The following is an 18,783-nucleotide window of genomic DNA, read 5'->3' as shown; positions in this document are numbered from 1 at the left end:
CGGCTCAACGCGGCTGACACCGCCAGCAGGCGCCCAGGCCGAGGGGTAGGTGCAGGCCATCGCCCAGCCGGGAACATGACCGAGGTTTGCCGACACGGCAACGGCTCGGCGGGACACCGGAATGTCACGCCGAGCCGCTGCAAATCCGTTGGTCAGGCTGTTGGGACCTCCAGTGACGCCGCGTTCGCTCCGCTGTCGCGACGGGAGGCGACCTTCTGTCGCAGGAGAATGAGGCCGAGGCCCACTACGAACCACAGGACCAGGACCGCCAAGGACGCCACCGCGCGGGATCCGTCGAAGTAGCCGAAGTCGTTGATCGCTCGAACGGCGGCGCCGGGCGGAAGCTCCGCCGACACAGCCTGCGCCCAGCCGGGAAGCAGGTCATAGCCGATGGTGGCGCCACTGGTCGCGTTGCCGACCGTGGTCAGAATGAGCACCGCGATCCCGATGCCTGCGGGGCCGAGCCATGCTCCCAGAGCCTTGGTGGAGAACGCACTAGCGGCCGACAACAGAATCAGCGACAGCGCGAGCAGCGGGAACGATGGGGTCAGGGAGCCATAGATCGGACCAGCGATGGTGGCTGCGGCGAGTCCGATCGCGACGGCGAAGCCGCCCATGGCGTACAGCCGGTGACGGAGCCGCACCGTGCTGGTCGCCCCCGTCAGTCCCTGAGCCAGGACGAACGACGACAGGGTGACGCCGAAGACGACATAGAACGCCGACAGTCCGCGCGAGTCGTACTTGGTCAGGGGAACGATGTCGGTCTCTTCGACAGTCATGCCGGTCTTGTCAGCAAGACCGTTGACCAGCGCCCTGGCAGCACCGCTCTCGCTGAAGCCACTCGCGCCGGCGTAGTCGAACTGCAGGGTGGTCGGCGACGACGCCGCGATAACTGCGACGGCCTCTCCGTCCCGCACCAGGTCTGCGCCATCCTTCAGGCTCGCTACCTCGGTCACGGCAACCGAGTCCCCCAGCCCTGTGCCAGCTGCTGTTGACAGCTCCTGACCGACGACAGCTACCGGCAGGTCGTTGGGGACGGGGTCGCGCTGGAGACCGACGTAGACAGCGATGAACGCGGATCCGATGATCAGGCCAGTGACGACAAGCGCGATCCAGGCCTTGTGCTGGGTCGCTACAGGACCTGACCTGCCAGGGCCTGGCAGGGTTGTTGGTGACGACATGACGGGGCTGCTCCCTCGGGTAAGATGGTTTGGATGTCAAACGAACCGAACCCTACTCGCACTGGTTTGAAAAACCAACCATCAGGTGACTCGCTGACTGTGGCGTTGGACGCAATCAACGACCGTTGGTCGCTCCACGTCGTTCGAGCCGTCGCGTTCGGCGCGTCGCGGTACACCGACATCCTCAAAAATGTCGGCGCGCCCCGCGATGTGCTTTCCGCGCGTCTACGCAAGCTCACCGAGGCAGGCATCCTGCAGCCGCGTTCGCCTGACAAAGGGCGGATGGCGGGCTACGAGCTGACCCAGAAGGGCCGCGACCTCGGGCAGGTCATCCTTGTCCTGAAACGGTGGGGGGACCTGTACAGCGACGAGTCGGTACCGACGGTGGACTTCGTTCACGATGTCTGCGGCGAGGTCTTCGTCGCGGAGGTGTGTTGCCAGTCGTGCGGAGAACCCATCCGCTCGGGCGAGTTCTCGGTCCACCCCGCGGCCCCCCACTGCTGATCGTCCCGTCGCCGTTGCCCCGCCGGCCATCCCGATTGACACCTCGTAGTCAGAGATGCCGCGCTTGGCGGATGCGATGCGGGCCGAGGCGGGCGCCGGCCCTCAGGTCCCCGTGATGACGACGGCTGTCGCTGCCGGTTGGTCCCACTGGGGCCAGTGCGCCGCGTCCGCGATGGTGTGGACCACCGACCGCGGGAACAGCTCGTGCAGGTGTTCGGCGACGCCCGCGTTGAGGTACGGGTCGTTGACGCCGAACGCGATGGTGACTGGGATGTCCAGCGCTGCGAGTTCTCCGGTAGCGATCTGCTCGTTCTGCTCTGCGATGGCGGGGAACAGGTCGGCTGTCCAAGCCCTGATGGCGGCGATGGAGTCGGGTTGGGTTTGGTCGCCGTAGAACTGCGGCAGGATGGCTAGGGCTCCCAGGCCTGCAGGGTTCGGCGGCCCGGGGTTGAGCCGCTTGTCGGTGAACGTCAACATCCACCCGAGGATGCTCGGGTCAGCGATGACGTCGTCGGCCAGATGTGCGAGGTGCGGGTCGGCGAGGAATCTGATGAACTCCGGAAACTCAAGGGTCGGCGAGTCGCCGAAGAAGGTGTTCAGCAGGACGAGGCCACCGACCTTCGTCGGGTTCGCCAACGCGTACCTGATGACCACCGGACCGCCGATGTCATGTCCGACCAGGACCGGCTTGTCCAGGTCCAGCGCGCCGAGTACAGCGCCGAGCTCTTCCTCGCGCTGGCCTGTCTCCAGCGGCCAGGTCGCATCACGGCCCGACTTGCCGTAGCCGAGAAAGTCGAAGGTGACAGCCCGCCGTCCTTGAAGTTCGGGGAGCAGGTGCTGGTAGATGCGCGAGTCGTCGGGGAACCCGTGCGTCATGACGATCGCTGGCTCTTCACCGGGATGCTCGGTGACTTGGACCTGCCCCTTGGTGGTGGTGACGCGATGGGTGATCGCAGCACTGAGGTCGTAGCTGTTCATGCTTAACTCCTCGTGGGTGGTGGGGCGGAAGTATGAGAGCCCTCCGCAAGTAAGTTGGTCCGACGCTCACTGAGGTGGCGTCAGCTGACGGGCGAAAGCTGCCTTGTTCCGCAGCGCGTACTGCCCCACACCGATAGCCGGTTCTCCTGTGAGGTCAGCGATGACGTCGCTAGTCCCGGAGAAGATGCCCCGCCTGTAGTCCTTCGAGATCTCGGTGAAGTGCTGCAACAGGTGGTCGCCCCCCATCGCCCTGGCCACGTCAGCGAACTGATCGATGTGGATCCCTTCGAAGCGAACCGCCAGGCCCGTAGCCGTGGCGACTTCGTCTACCGCGTCGGCGAACGTTGTCTCGGTGTTGCCGACCAACACGTACGTTTTTCCGGCGTGCCCTTGTGGCGACAGCAGCACCGCGGCGACCACGTTGCCGATCTCATCGGCGGAGACCGGTGCGTGCCGTGCACCGCCGAAGGGCAGCCTGATGACGCCGGACGGATTCGTCGCCCACAGAAGCCACTCGGTGAACAACGTCGGGCGCAGGTGAGTGACTGCTAGGCCGGAGCGGTCCAGCAACCGTTCTGACACCCAGTGCGCACGGCTGGAATGGCTGACCGCATCAATGCGTGCGGGCATCTGTGACATGTTGACCACCGCGCCGACTCCCGCCTCGACGGCTGCTTGGGCGAACAAGGCGGTGACCTCGATCAGGCCGGCAGCGACTGGGTAGACGAGGTACGCGCCGTCAACACCGTTCATCGCACGGCGGACGGCATCGAGGTCGTGCAGGTCGCCGATGTGGACTGTCACACCGTCGCGTCGCAGCCTTGCTGCGCGGTCGTCGTCGTGGCGCGCCAGTGTATGCACGTCATGGCCGGCGGCCACGAGAACTCTGGCCGCCCGAGCACCGGTCGAACCGGTGGCACCGGAGATGAAGAACGAAGTGTTTGACATGAAATGGCCCTTCTTTGTGCTCACAAGTTGTTGGCGATCGATCGCCGGTGGTTCAGACCCGCACGCCTAACGCGGCACGCACCGAACGGATGGCGCTGGAGCCTTCGCCTACCGCAGCGGCGATGCGTTTCACCGAACCGGCTCGGACGTCGCCGGCGGCGAAGATCGTCGGCACGCTGGTCTCGAAGGGCAGCGGTCTGCGACCCAGGACACCCCACACCGAGCCGAGGTCGGTGCTCCTCAACTGGGCATCGGTTTGGATGAAACCGCGCTCGTCGAGAGCAATGCCTTCGAGCCAGTCGGTGGCCGGCTCAGCGCCGATGAAGCAGAACAAGCCTGCGCAAGCGAGTTCGAGAACGTCGCGGCCTCCAGAAGCTTCTCGAGTGATCGTGATCGCTTCCAACGAGCCACGTCCTGAAAGTGCGGACACCCGTGCACGGGTCTCGATGCGGACGCGCGGGTTGTTCTCCAGTAGGTCGATGAGGTAGGCCGACATGCGAGCAGCTAGGTCGCTTCCCCGGACGACGAGGGTGACCGCACAGCCCTTCGACGCGAGGGAAAGCGCTGCCCGACCGGCTGAATTTCCTCCACCGATTACTGCTACCTGTTTGCCGATGCACTCGCGTGCCTCAAGTGCGGTCGCCGCGTAGTAGATGCCAGCGTTCTCGAACGTGTCCCAGCCAGGTACGGACGGCGACCGGTAGTGCGCGCCAGTGGCCACAACAACCGCGTGGGTCAGGATCTCCGTGCCGTCGGCCAGCCGTACCAGGAGGTGACCACTACTGGCATCGATGGACTGGACTTCGCGGGGACTGGAGACCTCGGCGCCAATCCTCATCGCCTGACGAGCAGCGCGCTGAGCCAAGTCCAGGCCGCTGATACCGGAGGGGAATCCCAGATAGTCCTCAATCACTGGACTGGCCGCAGCCTGCCCCCCGGTGCTGTGCTTGTCGAGTAGGAGTGTGGACAGGCCTGCCGATGCGGCGTACAGCGCAGCTGCCAGCCCCGCCGGTCCAGAACCAACGATCGTCAAGTCTCGTATTTGCATGCCCGACGACCGGTCGGCGAGCCCGAGAGCCTGTGCCATTGCACCGGGCGTCGCACGGCGCAGGATGCGGTCGCGCAAGATGACTGTCGGTAGGTCGGGCGCGGCGAGCGGGACCGAGGCAAGAATGGCTGCCCCCTCGACGCTGTCGACGTCCAACCACACGTGTGCGAGCCGCTGGCGGGCCGCGTAGGTCCGCAGTGCGAGAGCTTCGCCCGAGACTCCGCTGCCAACGATCTCGATCCGGCGCGTGACTGGACTGTCGCGAAGTTCGTCTCGACGAGACAGAAATGTCTGCAGCAGGACCTCGGACAGCTCAGGGTCGTCAGCCATCAGTCGCCTGAAGCGAGCCGGGGCGATCCGGTGGATCAAACCGGGCCGGATGACGCGCGCTGTCAACCGGGCCGTCTGCCCAGTGAGGAGATTGAGCTCGCCGAGGATCCCTCCGGGCCCGTAGGACGCGACGTGCGCTTCGGACTCTTCGCCATCTGGTTGGATCACCAGCTCGATTTGGCCTGACTCGATGACGATGAGGTCGTAGCTTGGGTCGCCGGGGCGGAACACTACGTCGCGTTCTCGCACTTGCTGGACCACGCCGTAGGAGGCGAGACGCTCAAGCTGATGGCTGGTCAGTTGCCGGACGCCCAGCTCTGATGTCGCGGCGTACACGCCGCCGGTTGTCGTCCCTGTCGGCGTGCTTTCAGCGGGGGGTTGTTCAGGAACGTGCTCCATGACATACCCCGCTCTCATCCGGCGTCGCGGAGGCGCAACCGCCTCGAGCCTCGAATGTAAGACGGGTAGCGCACCGCGGACGTGGGCGCCAAGACACGTGCACGTGCTGACGAGTGAAGGTGCACGTGCGGACGAGAAGAGTGCGATCGCTCAACTTCGTCAACGCCAGCCTGGGGACGGGCGATCTGGTTCCGCAGCTCGAACCTGTCGCAGGCGGAGCAGCCACAGTCCGAAACGCCGCTTCAGGCAAATACGACGAAAGGGCGCCTCCAGGGGAGAGACAGGATGCGTGAGACGCCCCGGGCTGTCGAGGGCTTCATCGTGGCGTTGTCGTGCTGTGGAAATTCCTACCAGCCCCAGCCGCTGCTCTGCTGTGATGCTCGGTCTGCGGCATCCCGTCGTAGTCGCTCGTCCGCGTCGTACCGCATCTGGGCGGCGCGGGCTCGCGCGTCGGCCAGGACCACCGAAACTCGTTCCATCGGCCGCGGCCCCGGGCGCCGCCTTTGCCGGGCCGGTTCCTGGTCCGTCGTGATGCCTTCGAGGGCTCGGGCAGCGGCAGCGTAGGCCTCGCCCCGCTCTCCTGCTGGCGCCCGCGGCCCGAGCGGGTCGACGGGATCGGTGACCTGATAGCGGTCGCGGTAGGCCACCACCTGCCGCATCGCCACCTGCCACGGCCCACGCTCATGACTGTGCGGGGGCGGTGGAGTGATGGTCTCCATCCACAGCTGCGGGTTCGTCACCGCGCCCTCAACCAGGGCGTCCAGGCGGGCGGCGATCAGGTCAGCATGCCGGACAAGCCACGCCTGCACGAGCGGATCGTTCGACGGTCGCTCACACCCCGCTACCACGCCCACACTGGCCTCGGCTGTGCCGTCGACACCGGCGCCCGCTTCGGTCCGGGCAGGGTCGCTGATCAGGTCGGCGAGGTGGTCGGTCATGACCTTGCGCACTGAGCCGACGTCGAGCTGCTGGTGTGTCTCGGCACCAGGCGTGTGCCCGACGTTCTGGGCGACGTGTTCGATCAGGGGCCACCACTGGTCCAGCTCGACCCGCTCGTAGAGATGATCGACCAGGGCACGCAGCGCCGGGATCTGCCGTTCGAAGTGGTCCAGGCTCGCGATGGTCTGCACGTTGGGTTCCATGGCGAACCACGTCAGCGGAATGGTCTCGGCCAGTGCGCCAGCGAGAGCCTCGGGGTTGTCGGTCGCGGTCTGGGCGGGGTCGGTCACCAGGTCGAGCGCCTGAGCGTGGGCGGCTTCGTCGGGGGTGAGCATGCCCCAGACCCGGGCGGCGGCGGTTCGACCGGCGGTGTCGGGGTCCAGGGCCACGATCAGGTCGGACAGGTCCCTACCGGTCGCGTCGCGCAGGGCTTGCAGGTGCCGTTCGGTGATGCCGGTACCGCCCGCGGCGACTGGCACTATCTCGACCCCGGTCTGCTCCACCAGGTGGGCTGCGGCCAGGTGGAGGGCCGCGTGGTCGGTCGGTCCCTCGACCAGGACCGGACGGGCCCCGGCCGCCAGGCGGGTGATGGCGTCGGGGTCGAGGCCGTAGACGAGCTCGCCCTTGCGGTATGCCGCGGTCTCGGGGGAGTTCAAATACTTCGGCGCACGCCCATCACCGGTGTCCGTCTCGGCGGGGTTGATGCGTGCGGTGACGCCGACGACCTGCCCGGTCTGGTCGCGGTAGGGGAACACGATCCGGTTGCGGAACTTGTCGATGACCCGCCCGTTCTTGGTCCGGGTCGCGACCCCAGCGGTGACTAGCTGGTCGGGCGTGTACCCGAGGGACTGCAGGTGGTCGGTCAGGCCGGTCCACGACGCGGGAGCGGCGCCCCACTCCGCACCGGCCAAGCCACGGCTGGTCATGTACCGCGTCGCCCAGGACTGGGTGGCCTTCTGCCGGGCCCACCAGGCCCAGCCTTGCGCGGTGATCTCGACGACCAGGTCCCGCTCCCCGGCCTCGACCGCGGGCTCCTGAGCACCAACCCTGGACGCCTTGCCATCCGTGCCCAGCGGGACGCCTGAGCCAGCCGTCGCAGCGCTATCGGTGCTCAACTCCGGCCGCGGTGCCTCGGTCGACGGCGTGGTCGCGAACGGGTCGCCAGTCCCGTCCGCGCCGGCGACCGGGACGTCAGCCCAGAGCATCTTGTCGGTGGTGTCGGGCGCGGTGGTGATCCAGGCCGGCAGTCCCCGCTCATCGTGGTCGTGGACTCGAGGGAGGCCGATGCGGTGGTGCAGGACCTTCGCGATCGACCTGGCGTTCCCGAACCCAGTCCCGGCCGCGCGGCGGACCACGGTGGCAGGGTCGGTGCCTGCGGCCTCGTGCATGGACAGGCGCTTGGCCAGCACCGGCCACACCTCGTCACCCAAGACCCGGTCCGCCACCCGCCCGGGAAGCACCGCCCGCACGGCCTTTGCCAGGCGACCGGTGCGGTCCGGTTCGAGGAAGGCCAGGTACGCGTCCTCGTACTCCGGGACGAGGCAGGCCAGGGAGTGCGCGTAGTCCCACTCGTCCTCGATCACCCTCGACGCGGACTGCTCCTCGCCGTCGCGGTCCAGGACACCCTTCAGCGCGTTCAGCACCGCCCGCTCAAGGTCCGGCTGGCGGTGCGGGTCCAGATCGAGGACGTCGTCGGTCTCGACATAGACCCGGTTGGAGTCCGCACCGCGGGTGATAGCGGTGTAGAGCTCGTTGCGCGTCATGCCCACGCCAACCATCGCGTGGGAGGTGTCGACGGTCATGCCCTGCACCCGGTGGATCGTCGCGGCGTACCCGAGCTCGACATGCTGAGCGACGTAATCGGCCGGGAGCACCACACTGGCCCCGGTCTCCAGGTGCCTGGCCTGCACGGCACCGTTCTCGTCGCGGGCTGTCACGCGCCACAGGTCGCCGTTGCGGACCCAGTCCTTGCCCCACTCGATGTGCCCGTCGTCGTGCCGGGCGCGCAGGTGGCGGTTGTTAAGCCGGGTCACGATGACGTCACCGATCCCGGCCCGGTTCTCGTCATGCAAGGTGATGCCATCACCCTCGACCTCCCCGCGGGTCACGCGGTGCAGCCGGGCGCGGGCGGACAGGTCCGTGACCAGGGTGTTGGTCGCGGCGATCATGATCGTCTTGCGACTGTGGTCGGAGTCGGTCTGCCAGTTCGCGAACATCTCCTCCGCCATCGCCGCCGCACTGCCACCCTGGGTGCGACGCTCAATGATGTAGAAGTCCAGGCCCCGGTGGTCGCCGTCGCGCAGCTGGAGGGAGGCGGTGGCTTCGCCGGCGGTGTGGAAGCGGTGGATCTGGGTCAGCTCGACCGCACCGGCCTGCTGCGCGATCAACCGCAACGCGCCGCCGGCGGCGACGGCACCGAGCTGGGCCGGGTCCCCCAGCAGCCGGACACTCCCACCAGCGGCCTGGGTGATGGCCAGGACGTCAGCGAGATCCAAAGTCCCGGCAAGGCTGGCCTCGTCGACCAGCACGACCGTGCCCGGCTCGACGCTCAGGCGTTCGCACAGACGTGCCCCGCCCGCGCCGCGGCTGACCAGGAGGAACACGTCCAGAGTCTCGGCCGTGATCCCGTCACCGAGGTCGGCTCCCAGGACTTCCGCGGCGGCGGCCGACGGGGCCAGGGCGATGAGCTTGCCGCCCGATTCCTGGACCGCGGTCGCGAAGGCGCGCATGGCGGTGGTCTTCCCTGTTCCCGCCGGGCCGATCCCCGCCGACAGCACCGTGCTGGTCGCGAAGTGGGCCACCAGGTCCCGCTGCCCCTGGTTCAGGACCCGCCCCCGCTCGACCCGGACCTGCTCGATCGCGCTCTCCACCGCGTCGGGCTCGATGATCAGACCACCCGGGGTGCGGGCGGCGGACAGGAGTTGGTCTTCGGCTTCCAGGACCGCGAGGGAGGTGTACCGGGTGGAGCCGTGCACGAAGTAGACGCTCTCGCCGTCCTTGCGGCGCATCACGTCCGGCGGTTCATTCAGATCCGGCGGCGTGATGATCAGGCTGCCGGCGTCCGCATGCCCGGCGATCGTCGCGGCCAAGGCCAGCAGGTCGGTGCCCCTCGGGGCGTGCTCCCGGGCGAGCCGGGTGGCTTCGGCCTGCAGGTGGTAGGTCGTCCAGGTCGCCCGCTTGCCTGCCACGTTCGTCAGACACGCATCGACCAGGTCGCCCTGAGCGAGCACGTGCTGCGCGACTCCCGCCAGGACGGCACGTCTTCCAGCCGATGTGCGCGACCGCAGTGGTCGGAAGACCTGCGCGCGCGGCCACGTATCGGCCAGCCGCTCGACCGCCTCGGCGACGTCCTGGGCCGCCCACCGGGCGATCCCTCGACCGGACAGGTCCTGTGCGACGGCGGGCCAGAGGTCCTTGAGTTTGTCGACCACGACCCGCCCGGTGTCCGGGCGGGGGTTGAGCGCACGAGTGATCATGTGCGCCACGGCGTCCGGTCCGCCCAAAGCCTCGGCAGCCATCTGTGCCCACTGCGGCAACCGGTGGCGTAGGCCGACCGGAGCGCCCTTGCCCTGACGCGTGTCCAGGTTGGCTTGCTGCGTCAACCCGAACGCGGTCTTCGTGTCCGGCTCGTGCCCGTACTTCGCCCGGTAAGCAGCCCGGAGCGACTCATAGGACTCCTGGATCACCGCCCGCCGCCGGGAGAACGCATCCCGCAGTTGCTTGGGGATCCCGACGATCTCGCGCACACCCTGCTTGCCCCGGCCCCGGGTCTCCGTGTGGAACGCGACCCCGAGCATCTCGATCACGAGCTGCTCGACCCGCGTGTTGTACCGCTCCGAGGCAGCAGCGCCCAGCGAGTACAGAACCCGCCCGTCCAGCGCACGCCAGACGCCGTCCACCCCCAGCACCTTCGTCGAGACCGCAACGTGGGTGTGCAGATTGGGGTCACCGGCCCGGGAGTCGAGATGGTCGAACGCCACCGCGGTCAAGCCATGGGTATCGATCTGCCGGACACCGCCCGCCCCACCACGGGTCAGCGCTGCCTCGGACTCAATCCACGCCAAGGTGTCCTGCCAGGCCTGGGTGTGCGCCCTCGTGATCGCCTCCCGGGTAACCGGATCACCCAGACCCCACAGGACCGAAATACTCTTGGACGGCGTGAACACCAGGTCGTACCCGGCCACGGCCTTCCGGGGCTGCTGGCCGCGCTTCGCCAGCCAGGTCGCCACATCCTTGTCCGAGACCTCGCCCGACCCGCCCTGCTCGGTGCGCTCCTGCTGCGCCAGGGCACGGGCGACGTTCCACCGGATCAGGTCCCGCTCGACACCCGCCTCCGGCGGACGATCGTTCTCGCGGGCGAACCGCGCGAACGCCGCCTCCAACGCGGCCGTGTGGCCGTCGTCGGGGCGGGCCTTGAACTCCGGGAACGCCCGCCCCAGCGCACCCACCCGAGCAGCGTCCTGCTTCGACATGCCACGCGCCAGGGCTTCGACCTCCAGGCGCTCGGCGTCAGGGTGGCGACCCTGCCCGAACAGGGACTTCATCTGCTTCTCCAACACCTGCCCCGACACCCCGAGCTGCTCCAGCCCGGTGCCGACCCAGTGGCCGGGCGGGTTGCCGTGCTGCATGTAGTAATCCGTCAACGACATCCCACGACCCCGAGGCACGTCCCCCGACGCAACCTGCTGGGTCAGGTACGTGTACCCGCTGCCGGCGCTCAGCGCGTGGACCGTCATCACGTGTCCCCCACCCCCTTCCCAAGGCGCTCGTCGGGCTGTTCCAGGTCGCCTTCGGCGGCCCCCGCTCACGGCTTGTGCAAGAGGTGTGTGGCCTTCGTCGTGACGGTCCGCGGGACCCGCCGTCCTGCCGCACGCCAGCCCGCGTCACGCAGCCGCGTGCATCGCGTCCATCGCGTGCGCCTAGTCGCGTGCACGTGTGTCGCGGTCGTTGCCAGTCGCCCGTGTCCGCGTTGCCGGGCATCGAGGGGGAGGCCAAGTGGGAGTCCCCCCTGGCTTCTGACGTATCGAGCAGCGGGTCAGCGTCCCCGGAACGGCCCTGCGATGTCGGAAGCTCGGCAGTCCTGTAGCACCTCTGACGCATCCGAACTGGTGAGATGCCTATTGCCGTGGTGTTGCGGCAGGCTGGCACCTGCGACGCTGTGGGCCGCGACATACGACCTGCGAGAACCGTCGTCGAGCCCATGGGGAGGCGCGATGAGCAACAGGCGTGAGGAGATCGCCCAACGCCGCAGGGTGCAAGGGTTGAGCCAGGAGGCATTGGCCGCGCACCTGAACGTCGCACGCACCACCGTCGCGCGGTGGGAGTCGGGTGAGGTCATCCCTCTCCCCTGGGTTCGGCCGCGGCTGGCTGAAGCCCTTGGGCTGTCGCTCATTGAGCTGGATCTGATCTTCACGCCCGACGCGACGCACCGAGTGGCTCGCGCCGCTCCAACAACAACGGAGCCGCCCTGCGCACCAGGTCTGGACGATGAGACGCTGTGGAGGATCCTGATGGGCGAGTCCGACGGACTGGATCGCAAGCAGTTCTTGCAGCTGGCACTCGCGACCGGCGCGGCTTCCGCGCTCGGGGCTGTCGAGGCGGCTGCGTCGCCCACTTCGGTACTCGATCCCCGTTCGGTGAAGTCCTACGTCACCATCGCTGCAGTCCAGCGAGACCTGTACTGGACGCTCGACTCTCCTGCGATGCTCGACGTCGCGCTGGGCCATCTCCGTGTGGGTACCGGATTGCTGAGGGCATCACGGCACGGCAGCGAGCTGTCAGCAACGCTGGCTGCCGCAGTCGCGCGTACCGCACTGCTCGCTGCCCGTGTCGCGCTATTCGATATTGGCCAGCCACGTATTGCCGAGCGATGCTTCGCCATGGCCGAGTCGGCGTCCATGGAGGCTCATGACCCATGGCTCGCTGCCGTGATCGCGGGCCATCATGCCTTCGTTCCCGGGTTCGCGGGCGACCTCACAACAGCACGCTGTCATCTGGACCTCGCCGCGGTTCATTTGCGTCGCCGGCCCAACGGTCTGATCAGTTCATGGGTCGGCTGTGTCTCAGCCGAGTTGCATGCCCGGACCGGAGACGGGGCGGAGGCGCGGAGCCTGACCGATCGCGCCGAGCAGGCCCTCGCCAGGCCCGCGGACGTACCTGAGTGGTTCGACTTCTATGACGCCAGCCGGCTGGCCGGTTTCGCGGGCAACGCCGCGCTGCTCGCAGGAGACTCGGTTACCGCCGTCGGTTGGCTCGACAGGGCTCTCGACGAGCTGGACGAGAAGGCAGTCAAGCAGCGCTCGGTGGTCCTGCTCGACCTCGCCGCGGCGCACCAGAGCCTGGACGCCGACCAGGGTGCGGCCTACGCCGACGAGGCAATGTCACTTCTGGAGACGGCGCCCTACAGCGCGGCGGTCGGCCGGCTCGACGACGTGACTTCCCGGTTCAGCGGGACTCCGCACGGTGCCCGTCTGATCGAACGCGCCCGCATCCTTCAAGCGGTCTAGGTTCGGGCCTGGCGGGCGTTATGGCCTGTGACAAGGTCGGGCAGTCCTGCGAGAGCGTCGAGCTGGAAAAGGCACAACGCCTCACAGTCCTCGCCGAGATGCCGCGCAGCTGTGTCGCCACGCAGTATGTGGCCCCAGGGTCCTCGGCGAAGGACGGCTGTCTGCATCCCGAGCTTCTGGGCCGGCCGGATGTCGTTGTCCAACCGGTCCCCCACGTAGAGAATCTCGTCCGGCTGCAAAGCCGCCTCGACCACAAGCCGTTCGAAGAACGCAACATCCGGCTTCGACGCACCCCAAGAGTCCGAGGTCGCGAGCAGATCGCACGGCAGGTCCAAGCCACGCAAGATGCCCTCGGCACGCACAGTCTGGTTCCCTGCGATGCCAACCTGCAGACCCTGGTCGCGCAGACGTACCAAGCACTGGCGCACGTCGGGGTAGAGGTCATCCTCGCCGAACCATTCCGGCTGCCCGGCGGCGGCGCGCTTCTCACGTTCCTCGGCGAGATCGAACCCCGGCCGGAATACCTGGAACGTGTCCCGGTAGTCGAGACCTTGCGCGATGACCGCGCCGAACACCGCAGAGAACGTCTGTCGAGGGACGCCAAGCCAGTCAGCCCATGTCCCGTACTCGCGGGTCTCGTTGACCAGGACCTCGCCGACGTCGAACCACACAGCGCGAATCACCAGAGCAGCGTAGCCAGCCCCCGTCGCACGACCGTTCAAGTTCGGCAACAACGAGCCGCAGCACTGCGTGCTACGCCGGTGCGACAAGAGTGCCGCCCTGCTGCTCTGTCCTGCCTTCTGAGCCGCGGCTTCGATGAGAGGTGACAGATGATCCCCTCATCGAAAGGCCTTCCCATGACTGAACCGACCGCAGTCCTTGAGCGCACCGAGAGCGATCTGGACCAGCTGACGGCCGACCTGTTCGACCTGGACATCAGGGCCATGCAGGTGCCCATGGCCTGTACCAACAACACCAACGACGGGTGCTCGGCAAGCTGCCCCAGCGTGGGCTGCTCCGCGACGTGTAGCTGCACCAACTGCAACTGCAAGAAGTAGTGCCGTGGCGATGAAGCACGAGCGGACGTTCACCCCGCATACGGGATTCCCGGTCCTGGCACGCACACCCCTGCTTCCGAGCGACCCCGACCGTCACCCATCACAGGTGCTGTCCGGTTCGTTCCTGGAGGCGGTGCGCTTCGGTTCGCGCTCCCTCGCCACGATCACCGACGACGACCTGGACGCCGACGAGCGGCTCGCGACCACAGTGCATGCTTACGAGCGTCGTGCTCGCACACGTGCCACACCGCGGGGCGCGTTCGCCGGCGTCCAGGTTGCCCAAGCGACCGAGGGCCGTGCCCGGTTCACCATCGGGAAGAACCATCGGGCCCGAAGTGCACCGTCAGCCGCCTGGTTGAGCGACGTCGCCAACCAGCTTCTTGACCTTCCTGACGTGCTTCATGCGGTGCAGCTGGTGTCGAACGACCTCGTCGCCCGTCGCGGCGACCGGTACGAACACGAATGGGCGGTGGGTGCCAAGAAGCCCGAGCGGGTCACACTCCGGGCGACGCCAGCGGTGGGGCTCATCCTAGGGACCTGCGCTGTGCCTGTTCGCCTCGCACAGGTCAGCGCCACCATCATGGCCCGCTGGCCAAACGTCTCAGACAACACTGTCAGGACCGCGGTACAGAAGCTCGTCCGGACCGGCGTCCTGGTGACCGACCTGCTGCCGGATGACCTGGCTCGCGACCCACTCGGGCACCTCTTGGCCAAGACCCCGGCCTCGCACGAGCTGGTCGGGCCGTTGACCGAGTTGCGCGATCTACTCGCCGAGGCCGACAAGTACCCGCCGGGCACACAAGAACGGCTCGCTGCATTGGCAGACGCCCGCCAAATCTGCGATCAGATCGCAGACCACGAGAACCCGATTACGGTCGACGTCGCGGTCGACGCCGACGTCCAGGTCCCCCGCCCGCTCCTGACCGAGGCTGCCGACGCGGCCAGTCTGCTGTGGAGCATCACGCCCTCGCCGAAAACCCTGGACGTCTACCACTCCCGGTTCGTCGACCGGTACGGCTTCCGCCGCCGAATCCCGTTGCTAACGGTCGTCGACCCGGTGACAGGCCTCGGCAACCCCGACGACGAGCGCCCAGACCAGAACGAGGACGCTACGCGCGGAAGAGTCCTGGCCGGACTCCTCGCCGACGCTGCGGCCCGGCGCAGCACCGAGGTCATGCTCGATGACACGACCATCGGCGCGCTGCGTGTATCCGGCGAACGCGTCCCGCCTTCAAGCGGCGAGCTCTATGCCCAGGTCCTGTCGGAGTCGGCCGAGGAGCTCTCCCGGGGTCGGTACCTGCTGGCGGCCTACTTGGGCAGCACCCAGGATGCCGGGTCGACGATCGGAAGGTTCTCCTCGCTCCTAGACCTCCCGGGCCCCACGGCCCGTCCCGATGCGCCGCTGCGCGTCGAGGTCGTGGTGCGGCCACGCTTGGCGGCCCTGACCACGGTGGCCCTGCCGTCCGGATTCACGTCACGACGGATCTGCGTGGGCGTGGTCCCGGGCCCCGACGACCTGATGTTGTCCGACCTTGACCTTGCCTCTGACGGACATCGCCTGACGTTGTGGTCTCGGAGCCTGGACCGAGAGATCGATCCTGTCCTGTTCTCACGGATCGGGCCCGCCTACGTCCCGGCCGCCGTCCGTGTGCTGCAGGACCTCGCCAACGCCAGTCACCACCCGTGGCACACCTGGACCTGGGGTCCACTCATGGACGCCCCGTTCCTGCCCCAAGTCCGGTGGCGCAACACGGTCCTCTCGCCTGCGCGGTGGCGACTCCCCCACGTCCTCACCGCCGCTGTCTCCGATGGGAACTCCTGGGAGTCCGAGATCGCTCGTTGGCGCACGACGACCGTGCCCATGGTTCCGCGACACGTAGTGGTCCAGGACGCCGATCAGCGCATCCCGCTCGACCTCGATGAGCTCCGGGACCGGGAGCTGTTCCGTCGCTATGTCCGCCGTGGAGCCGACTCCGTGACCGCTCCAGCTGGCGGACCTGACGCTGTCCAGGCTGTCGCCGACGGCCCTGATGGACGGCACGTCCTCGAACTGGTCATCCCGCTCCAAGGACCTGGACACCGTCGCGTTCTGGAGCGCCCGCGGATCGCGACATCGCCCGTCGTCCACCTGCCTGGTGGGCGGTGGCTCACCCTGACCATCCCGTCGCCGAGGATCCATCACGACGATCTGCTCGCACAGCTCGGTGGCCTGGCCTCGACGCTGCGCAGCCAGGTAGAGCGGTGGTTCTGGCTCCGCTACGACAGTCCCGCCCACGGGCCGCACCTCCGCGTCAGGTTCGCAGGCGAGCCCTCGGTGCTGAACACCGTCGTGCTCCAGACCGTGTCGGAGCAGTGCGCCTCCTGGATGGCCCATGGCCTGATCGGGGGTCTGGTCGTCGAGTCCTATGAACCGGAGATCGACCGGTACGGCGGACTTACGGCTATCGACGCCGCTGAACGACTCTTCGACGCCGACAGCAATCTCACGCTGAGCCTCCTTGAACACGCACCCGACGACGAGGCTCGGTACCTGCTCGCCGCACTTTCGGCTGTGGAATTCGCACGGGGACTTGCCGACGAGCCCGCGGGCGCCGTCGGACGCCCTCGGCTGGACCGCACCCGTCGACGACTCGTTAACGAGTTCCGCGCGGCCGCGCCGTCGGATCCAGATGTATTGCTCACCTCGACTGCGCTTGAGCAATGGAAGCGACGCAACGAAGCGATCACCGAATACCACGATGTGGTGCCGGCGACTCGTCGCTCCGACTGCGCTTCGTCGATGATCCACATGCACGCGAACCGACTTGGCCTCGACCGGGACCAGGAACACACTGCTCGTGCACTGGCGGCCGAACTCCTGCCTCGGGTGTGGGGATGAAGCCAGGAGACGCAGCGTTAGCCATCGCTGAACGACTGCTGGACCCGGATCGCGTGGTTGCGACCGCCCCGTCGTACGGGATCGCGACGCTCGCAGACGGGTTGCCGGGGACTGCGCTCCTGCACGCACGCTTGTCCGCCGTTGACCCGGTCTTCGCCGCGGCGGCGAGCGCCCACTGGAACGCTGCAGCCGAGCACGCGGTCAGTGCTCCACAGCAGGGGCCGGGAATCTACGGTGCGATGGGAGGCCTAGCGGCCTCGCTGGTCCTCGGCTCCCCTTACTTGCCCGACCCCGAGGTCACAGCCACCGCGACAGCTCGGTCGGTCCGCTGGCTCTCAGCCCGCGCCGTCGAGTCCGCGAACCTCTACACGCAGGCAACACTCACGGGTCGCCCCGGGACAGCCTGGCATGTCTACGACACAATCTCCGGACTGGCTGGCATCGGCCGGATCTTGCTCGCGGCGCTGATCGACGGTCGAAGCTCCGCCGAGCCAGGTCTGGTTGCCGCGCTGACAGCGCTGACCAGAATGCTGACCGATCACGGAGGAGCCCTGCCCGGCTGGTGGGTCCCGACCGACCAGCATCCGCAGGTCGTCGCTGCGCGCCTCGACCCGACAGGAGCCGCAGACACGGGACTTGCCCACGGCGTCGCCGGGCCTCTCGCAGTGCTCGCGCTGGCACACTCCACTGGGCACACTGTGGCCGGACAGGAGGCCGCGATCCGCGACGCCGTCCGCTGGCTCGACCGTTGGCGGGTCGACGACCACGGCTGGCCCGACCACGCAACAGGCCAGCAGCTATCTGAGGACAAAAAGCCAACGAGGCACGGACGTCGCACCGCCTGGTGCTACGGCGTCCCCGGGGTCGCCCGGAGCCTCTTGCTCGCAGCGAGTGCGCTAGACGACCACGCCCTGGACGAGGCTGCGCGCACTGACCTGCGGCGGCTCGGCGCCGAGAACTCAGTGTGGGACGCCGTAGGGCCGACGCTGTGCCACGGACATGCCGGAGTACTGAGCTGTGCCCACGGGATAGACCGAGACGTCACCGAACGCGCTGCATCTGGAGTCATGCGGTCTCTGGATCCCGGCCGTCCCTTTCTCGTGACCCACATGGAGCACGGTGCCGGCCATGACAATCCGGGGTTCCTGACCGGCGCCACGGGAGTCGCACTAGCGCTCAGCGAGCTCGCCGAGCATCCAGTACAGCCGACCACCACACCGTGGGATGCGCTGCTTCTGATCGTGTGACTCCCAGGTTGCCACAGGCACGAGCGGCTGGCCGTTCGGCTTCATACTGCGGCTCAAGCGGCCCCGGTCAGACGCAACCCGATGCTCGCAGATGCATTCGAAGGTCGCGTTAGGCACGTCAAGTCTCGTGCCTGGCTGGTTCACCCGCTATGTCGCAGTCGTGCTCTCATGGTTCGACGGCGGCATGCTCTAGGCTCAGCGCTCATGACTGCTCCTGCAAGTGCCGAAATGCAGCCATCGACCTTCCGCTCACAGCGCAAGACAGTCCCATTTGAACTTCTCCATCACGCGTTGGCACATCCCATACTGGCGGCAACGGCATTGGCACTGATCGCCCTCATTATTGAATTTGCTCAATACCGCCCAGAGTTTACCCCGGGAGCCCACGCGATCTCTGAGTTTACTCGCAATATCATGTACGGCTTGATCGGCGCACTGATATTTCAGTGGATAATCGTGGATCTACCCGATCGAAAGCGTCGACGCGCCACCTACATTGCCCACACGCTCTCGTTCGAGACGCTTCTCATCGGCGGCCGAGCGTCCCTTGCGATGTACCGACATTTCCAACCGAGCGGATCCTCAAAGATGGATTCATGGAACGAAGAAAGCGTAAAGCAGACAGCGCTCGCGATTGCTCAAGCGAATCCTTCATTCTTTCACCCGCACCGGGCGGCCCTCATGCGGAATGTGATCCTGGCTACACAGCTTGCACTGGAGGATATTCGGCCGAGCCAAGCTTTCCTAGATCCGGACGTCGCTCAGGC

General features: G+C 67.4%; 12 protein-coding genes. 6 read left to right on the top strand and 6 right to left on the bottom strand.

The genetic code is table 11. The annotated features are described in order from the left end of the window. Positions 1-152: 152 nt before the first annotated feature. Positions 153-1,181, bottom strand: coding sequence for a hypothetical protein (locus ACFWEJ_RS07085; protein WP_377228489.1), 1,029 nt, complete (start codon positions 1,179-1,181; stop codon positions 153-155). Between the two features lie 33 nt (positions 1,182-1,214). On the opposite strand from ACFWEJ_RS07085, the gene ACFWEJ_RS07080 reads away from it, so the two are divergent. Continuing rightward, positions 1,215-1,685: a winged helix-turn-helix transcriptional regulator gene (locus ACFWEJ_RS07080; RefSeq protein WP_377228488.1), complete on the top strand. Its 471-nt coding sequence runs from the start codon at positions 1,215-1,217 to the stop codon at positions 1,683-1,685. 102 nt (positions 1,686-1,787) lie between these two features. Here ACFWEJ_RS07080 and ACFWEJ_RS07075 read toward each other — a convergent pair whose 3' ends face one another. The 4 genes from ACFWEJ_RS07075 to mobF all read right to left on the bottom strand — a co-directional run bounded on the left by ACFWEJ_RS07075 (position 1,788) and on the right by mobF (position 11,063). Continuing rightward, a complete protein-coding gene (locus ACFWEJ_RS07075) occupies positions 1,788-2,663 on the bottom strand; it encodes an alpha/beta fold hydrolase (RefSeq protein ID WP_377228487.1) in 876 nt (291 codons plus the stop codon). Between the two features lie 66 nt (positions 2,664-2,729). After that, positions 2,730-3,611, bottom strand: coding sequence for an NmrA family NAD(P)-binding protein (locus tag ACFWEJ_RS07070; protein ID WP_377228486.1), 882 nt, complete (start codon positions 3,609-3,611; stop codon positions 2,730-2,732). A 52-nt stretch (positions 3,612-3,663) separates the two neighbouring features. Continuing rightward, a complete protein-coding gene (locus ACFWEJ_RS07065; RefSeq protein ID WP_377228485.1) occupies positions 3,664-5,388 on the bottom strand; it encodes an FAD-dependent oxidoreductase in 1,725 nt (574 codons plus the stop codon). 347 nt (positions 5,389-5,735) lie between these two features. Continuing rightward, positions 5,736-11,063, bottom strand: coding sequence for a MobF family relaxase (gene mobF, locus ACFWEJ_RS07060; RefSeq protein ID WP_377228484.1), 5,328 nt, complete (start codon positions 11,061-11,063; stop codon positions 5,736-5,738). 477 nt (positions 11,064-11,540) lie between these two features. Between mobF and ACFWEJ_RS07055 the strand changes: the two genes are divergently transcribed. Continuing rightward, complete coding sequence (locus ACFWEJ_RS07055) at positions 11,541-12,833, top strand: helix-turn-helix domain-containing protein (protein WP_377228483.1); 1,293 nt, start codon at positions 11,541-11,543, stop codon at positions 12,831-12,833. Here ACFWEJ_RS07055 and ACFWEJ_RS07050 read toward each other — a convergent pair. After that, positions 12,830-13,516 (bottom strand): HAD family hydrolase, encoded by a 687-nt coding sequence (locus ACFWEJ_RS07050; RefSeq protein WP_377228482.1) that lies wholly within the window; start codon positions 13,514-13,516, stop codon positions 12,830-12,832. The two genes, ACFWEJ_RS07055 and ACFWEJ_RS07050, sit on opposite strands and share 4 nt — an antisense overlap. A gap of 174 nt (positions 13,517-13,690) precedes the next feature. Between ACFWEJ_RS07050 and ACFWEJ_RS07045 the strand changes: the two genes are divergently transcribed. The 4 genes from ACFWEJ_RS07045 to ACFWEJ_RS07030 form a co-directional block, all read left to right on the top strand. Further along, positions 13,691-13,891, top strand: coding sequence for a hypothetical protein (locus ACFWEJ_RS07045; RefSeq protein WP_377228481.1), 201 nt, complete (start codon positions 13,691-13,693; stop codon positions 13,889-13,891). Positions 13,892-13,901: 10 nt separating this feature from the next. After that, a complete protein-coding gene (locus ACFWEJ_RS07040) occupies positions 13,902-16,769 on the top strand; it encodes a lantibiotic dehydratase (RefSeq protein WP_377228502.1) in 2,868 nt (955 codons plus the stop codon). Then, positions 16,766-18,016: a lanthionine synthetase C family protein gene (locus ACFWEJ_RS07035; protein ID WP_377228480.1), complete on the top strand. Its 1,251-nt coding sequence runs from the start codon at positions 16,766-16,768 to the stop codon at positions 18,014-18,016. The genes ACFWEJ_RS07040 and ACFWEJ_RS07035 overlap by 4 nt, the downstream gene beginning before the upstream one ends. A gap of 204 nt (positions 18,017-18,220) precedes the next feature. After that, positions 18,221-18,783 (top strand): hypothetical protein (locus ACFWEJ_RS07030; protein ID WP_377228479.1); only part of this gene is annotated, 563 nt, incomplete at its 3' end.

The organism is Promicromonospora sp. NPDC060204 (assembly GCF_042728455.1).
Lineage (GTDB): Bacteria > Actinomycetota > Actinomycetes > Actinomycetales > Cellulomonadaceae > Promicromonospora.
Note: the sequence above shows the minus strand (reverse complement) of the source record. Positions and strands in the feature narration are given on the sequence as shown.

Bases quoted from the DNA above. Each gene is read 5' to 3' on its own strand.
- ACFWEJ_RS07085 (WP_377228489.1), bottom strand. From the start codon at position 1,181: ATGTCGTCACCAACAACCCTGCCAGGCCCTGGCAGGTCAGGTCCTGTA.
- ACFWEJ_RS07080 (WP_377228488.1), top strand. From the start codon at position 1,215: ATGTCAAACGAACCGAACCCTACTCGCACTGGTTTGAAAAACCAACCA.
- ACFWEJ_RS07075 (WP_377228487.1), bottom strand. From the start codon at position 2,663: ATGAACAGCTACGACCTCAGTGCTGCGATCACCCATCGCGTCACCACC.
- ACFWEJ_RS07070 (WP_377228486.1), bottom strand. From the start codon at position 3,611: ATGTCAAACACTTCGTTCTTCATCTCCGGTGCCACCGGTTCGACCGGT.
- ACFWEJ_RS07065 (WP_377228485.1), bottom strand. From the start codon at position 5,388: ATGGAGCACGTTCCTGAACAACCCCCCGCTGAAAGCACGCCGACAGGG.
- mobF (WP_377228484.1), bottom strand. From the start codon at position 11,063: ATGACGGTCCACGCGCTGAGCGCCGGCAGCGGGTACACGTACCTGACC.
- ACFWEJ_RS07055 (WP_377228483.1), top strand. From the start codon at position 11,541: ATGAGCAACAGGCGTGAGGAGATCGCCCAACGCCGCAGGGTGCAAGGG.
- ACFWEJ_RS07045 (WP_377228481.1), top strand. From the start codon at position 13,691: ATGACTGAACCGACCGCAGTCCTTGAGCGCACCGAGAGCGATCTGGAC.
- ACFWEJ_RS07040 (WP_377228502.1), top strand. From the start codon at position 13,902: ATGAAGCACGAGCGGACGTTCACCCCGCATACGGGATTCCCGGTCCTG.
- ACFWEJ_RS07035 (WP_377228480.1), top strand. From the start codon at position 16,766: ATGAAGCCAGGAGACGCAGCGTTAGCCATCGCTGAACGACTGCTGGAC.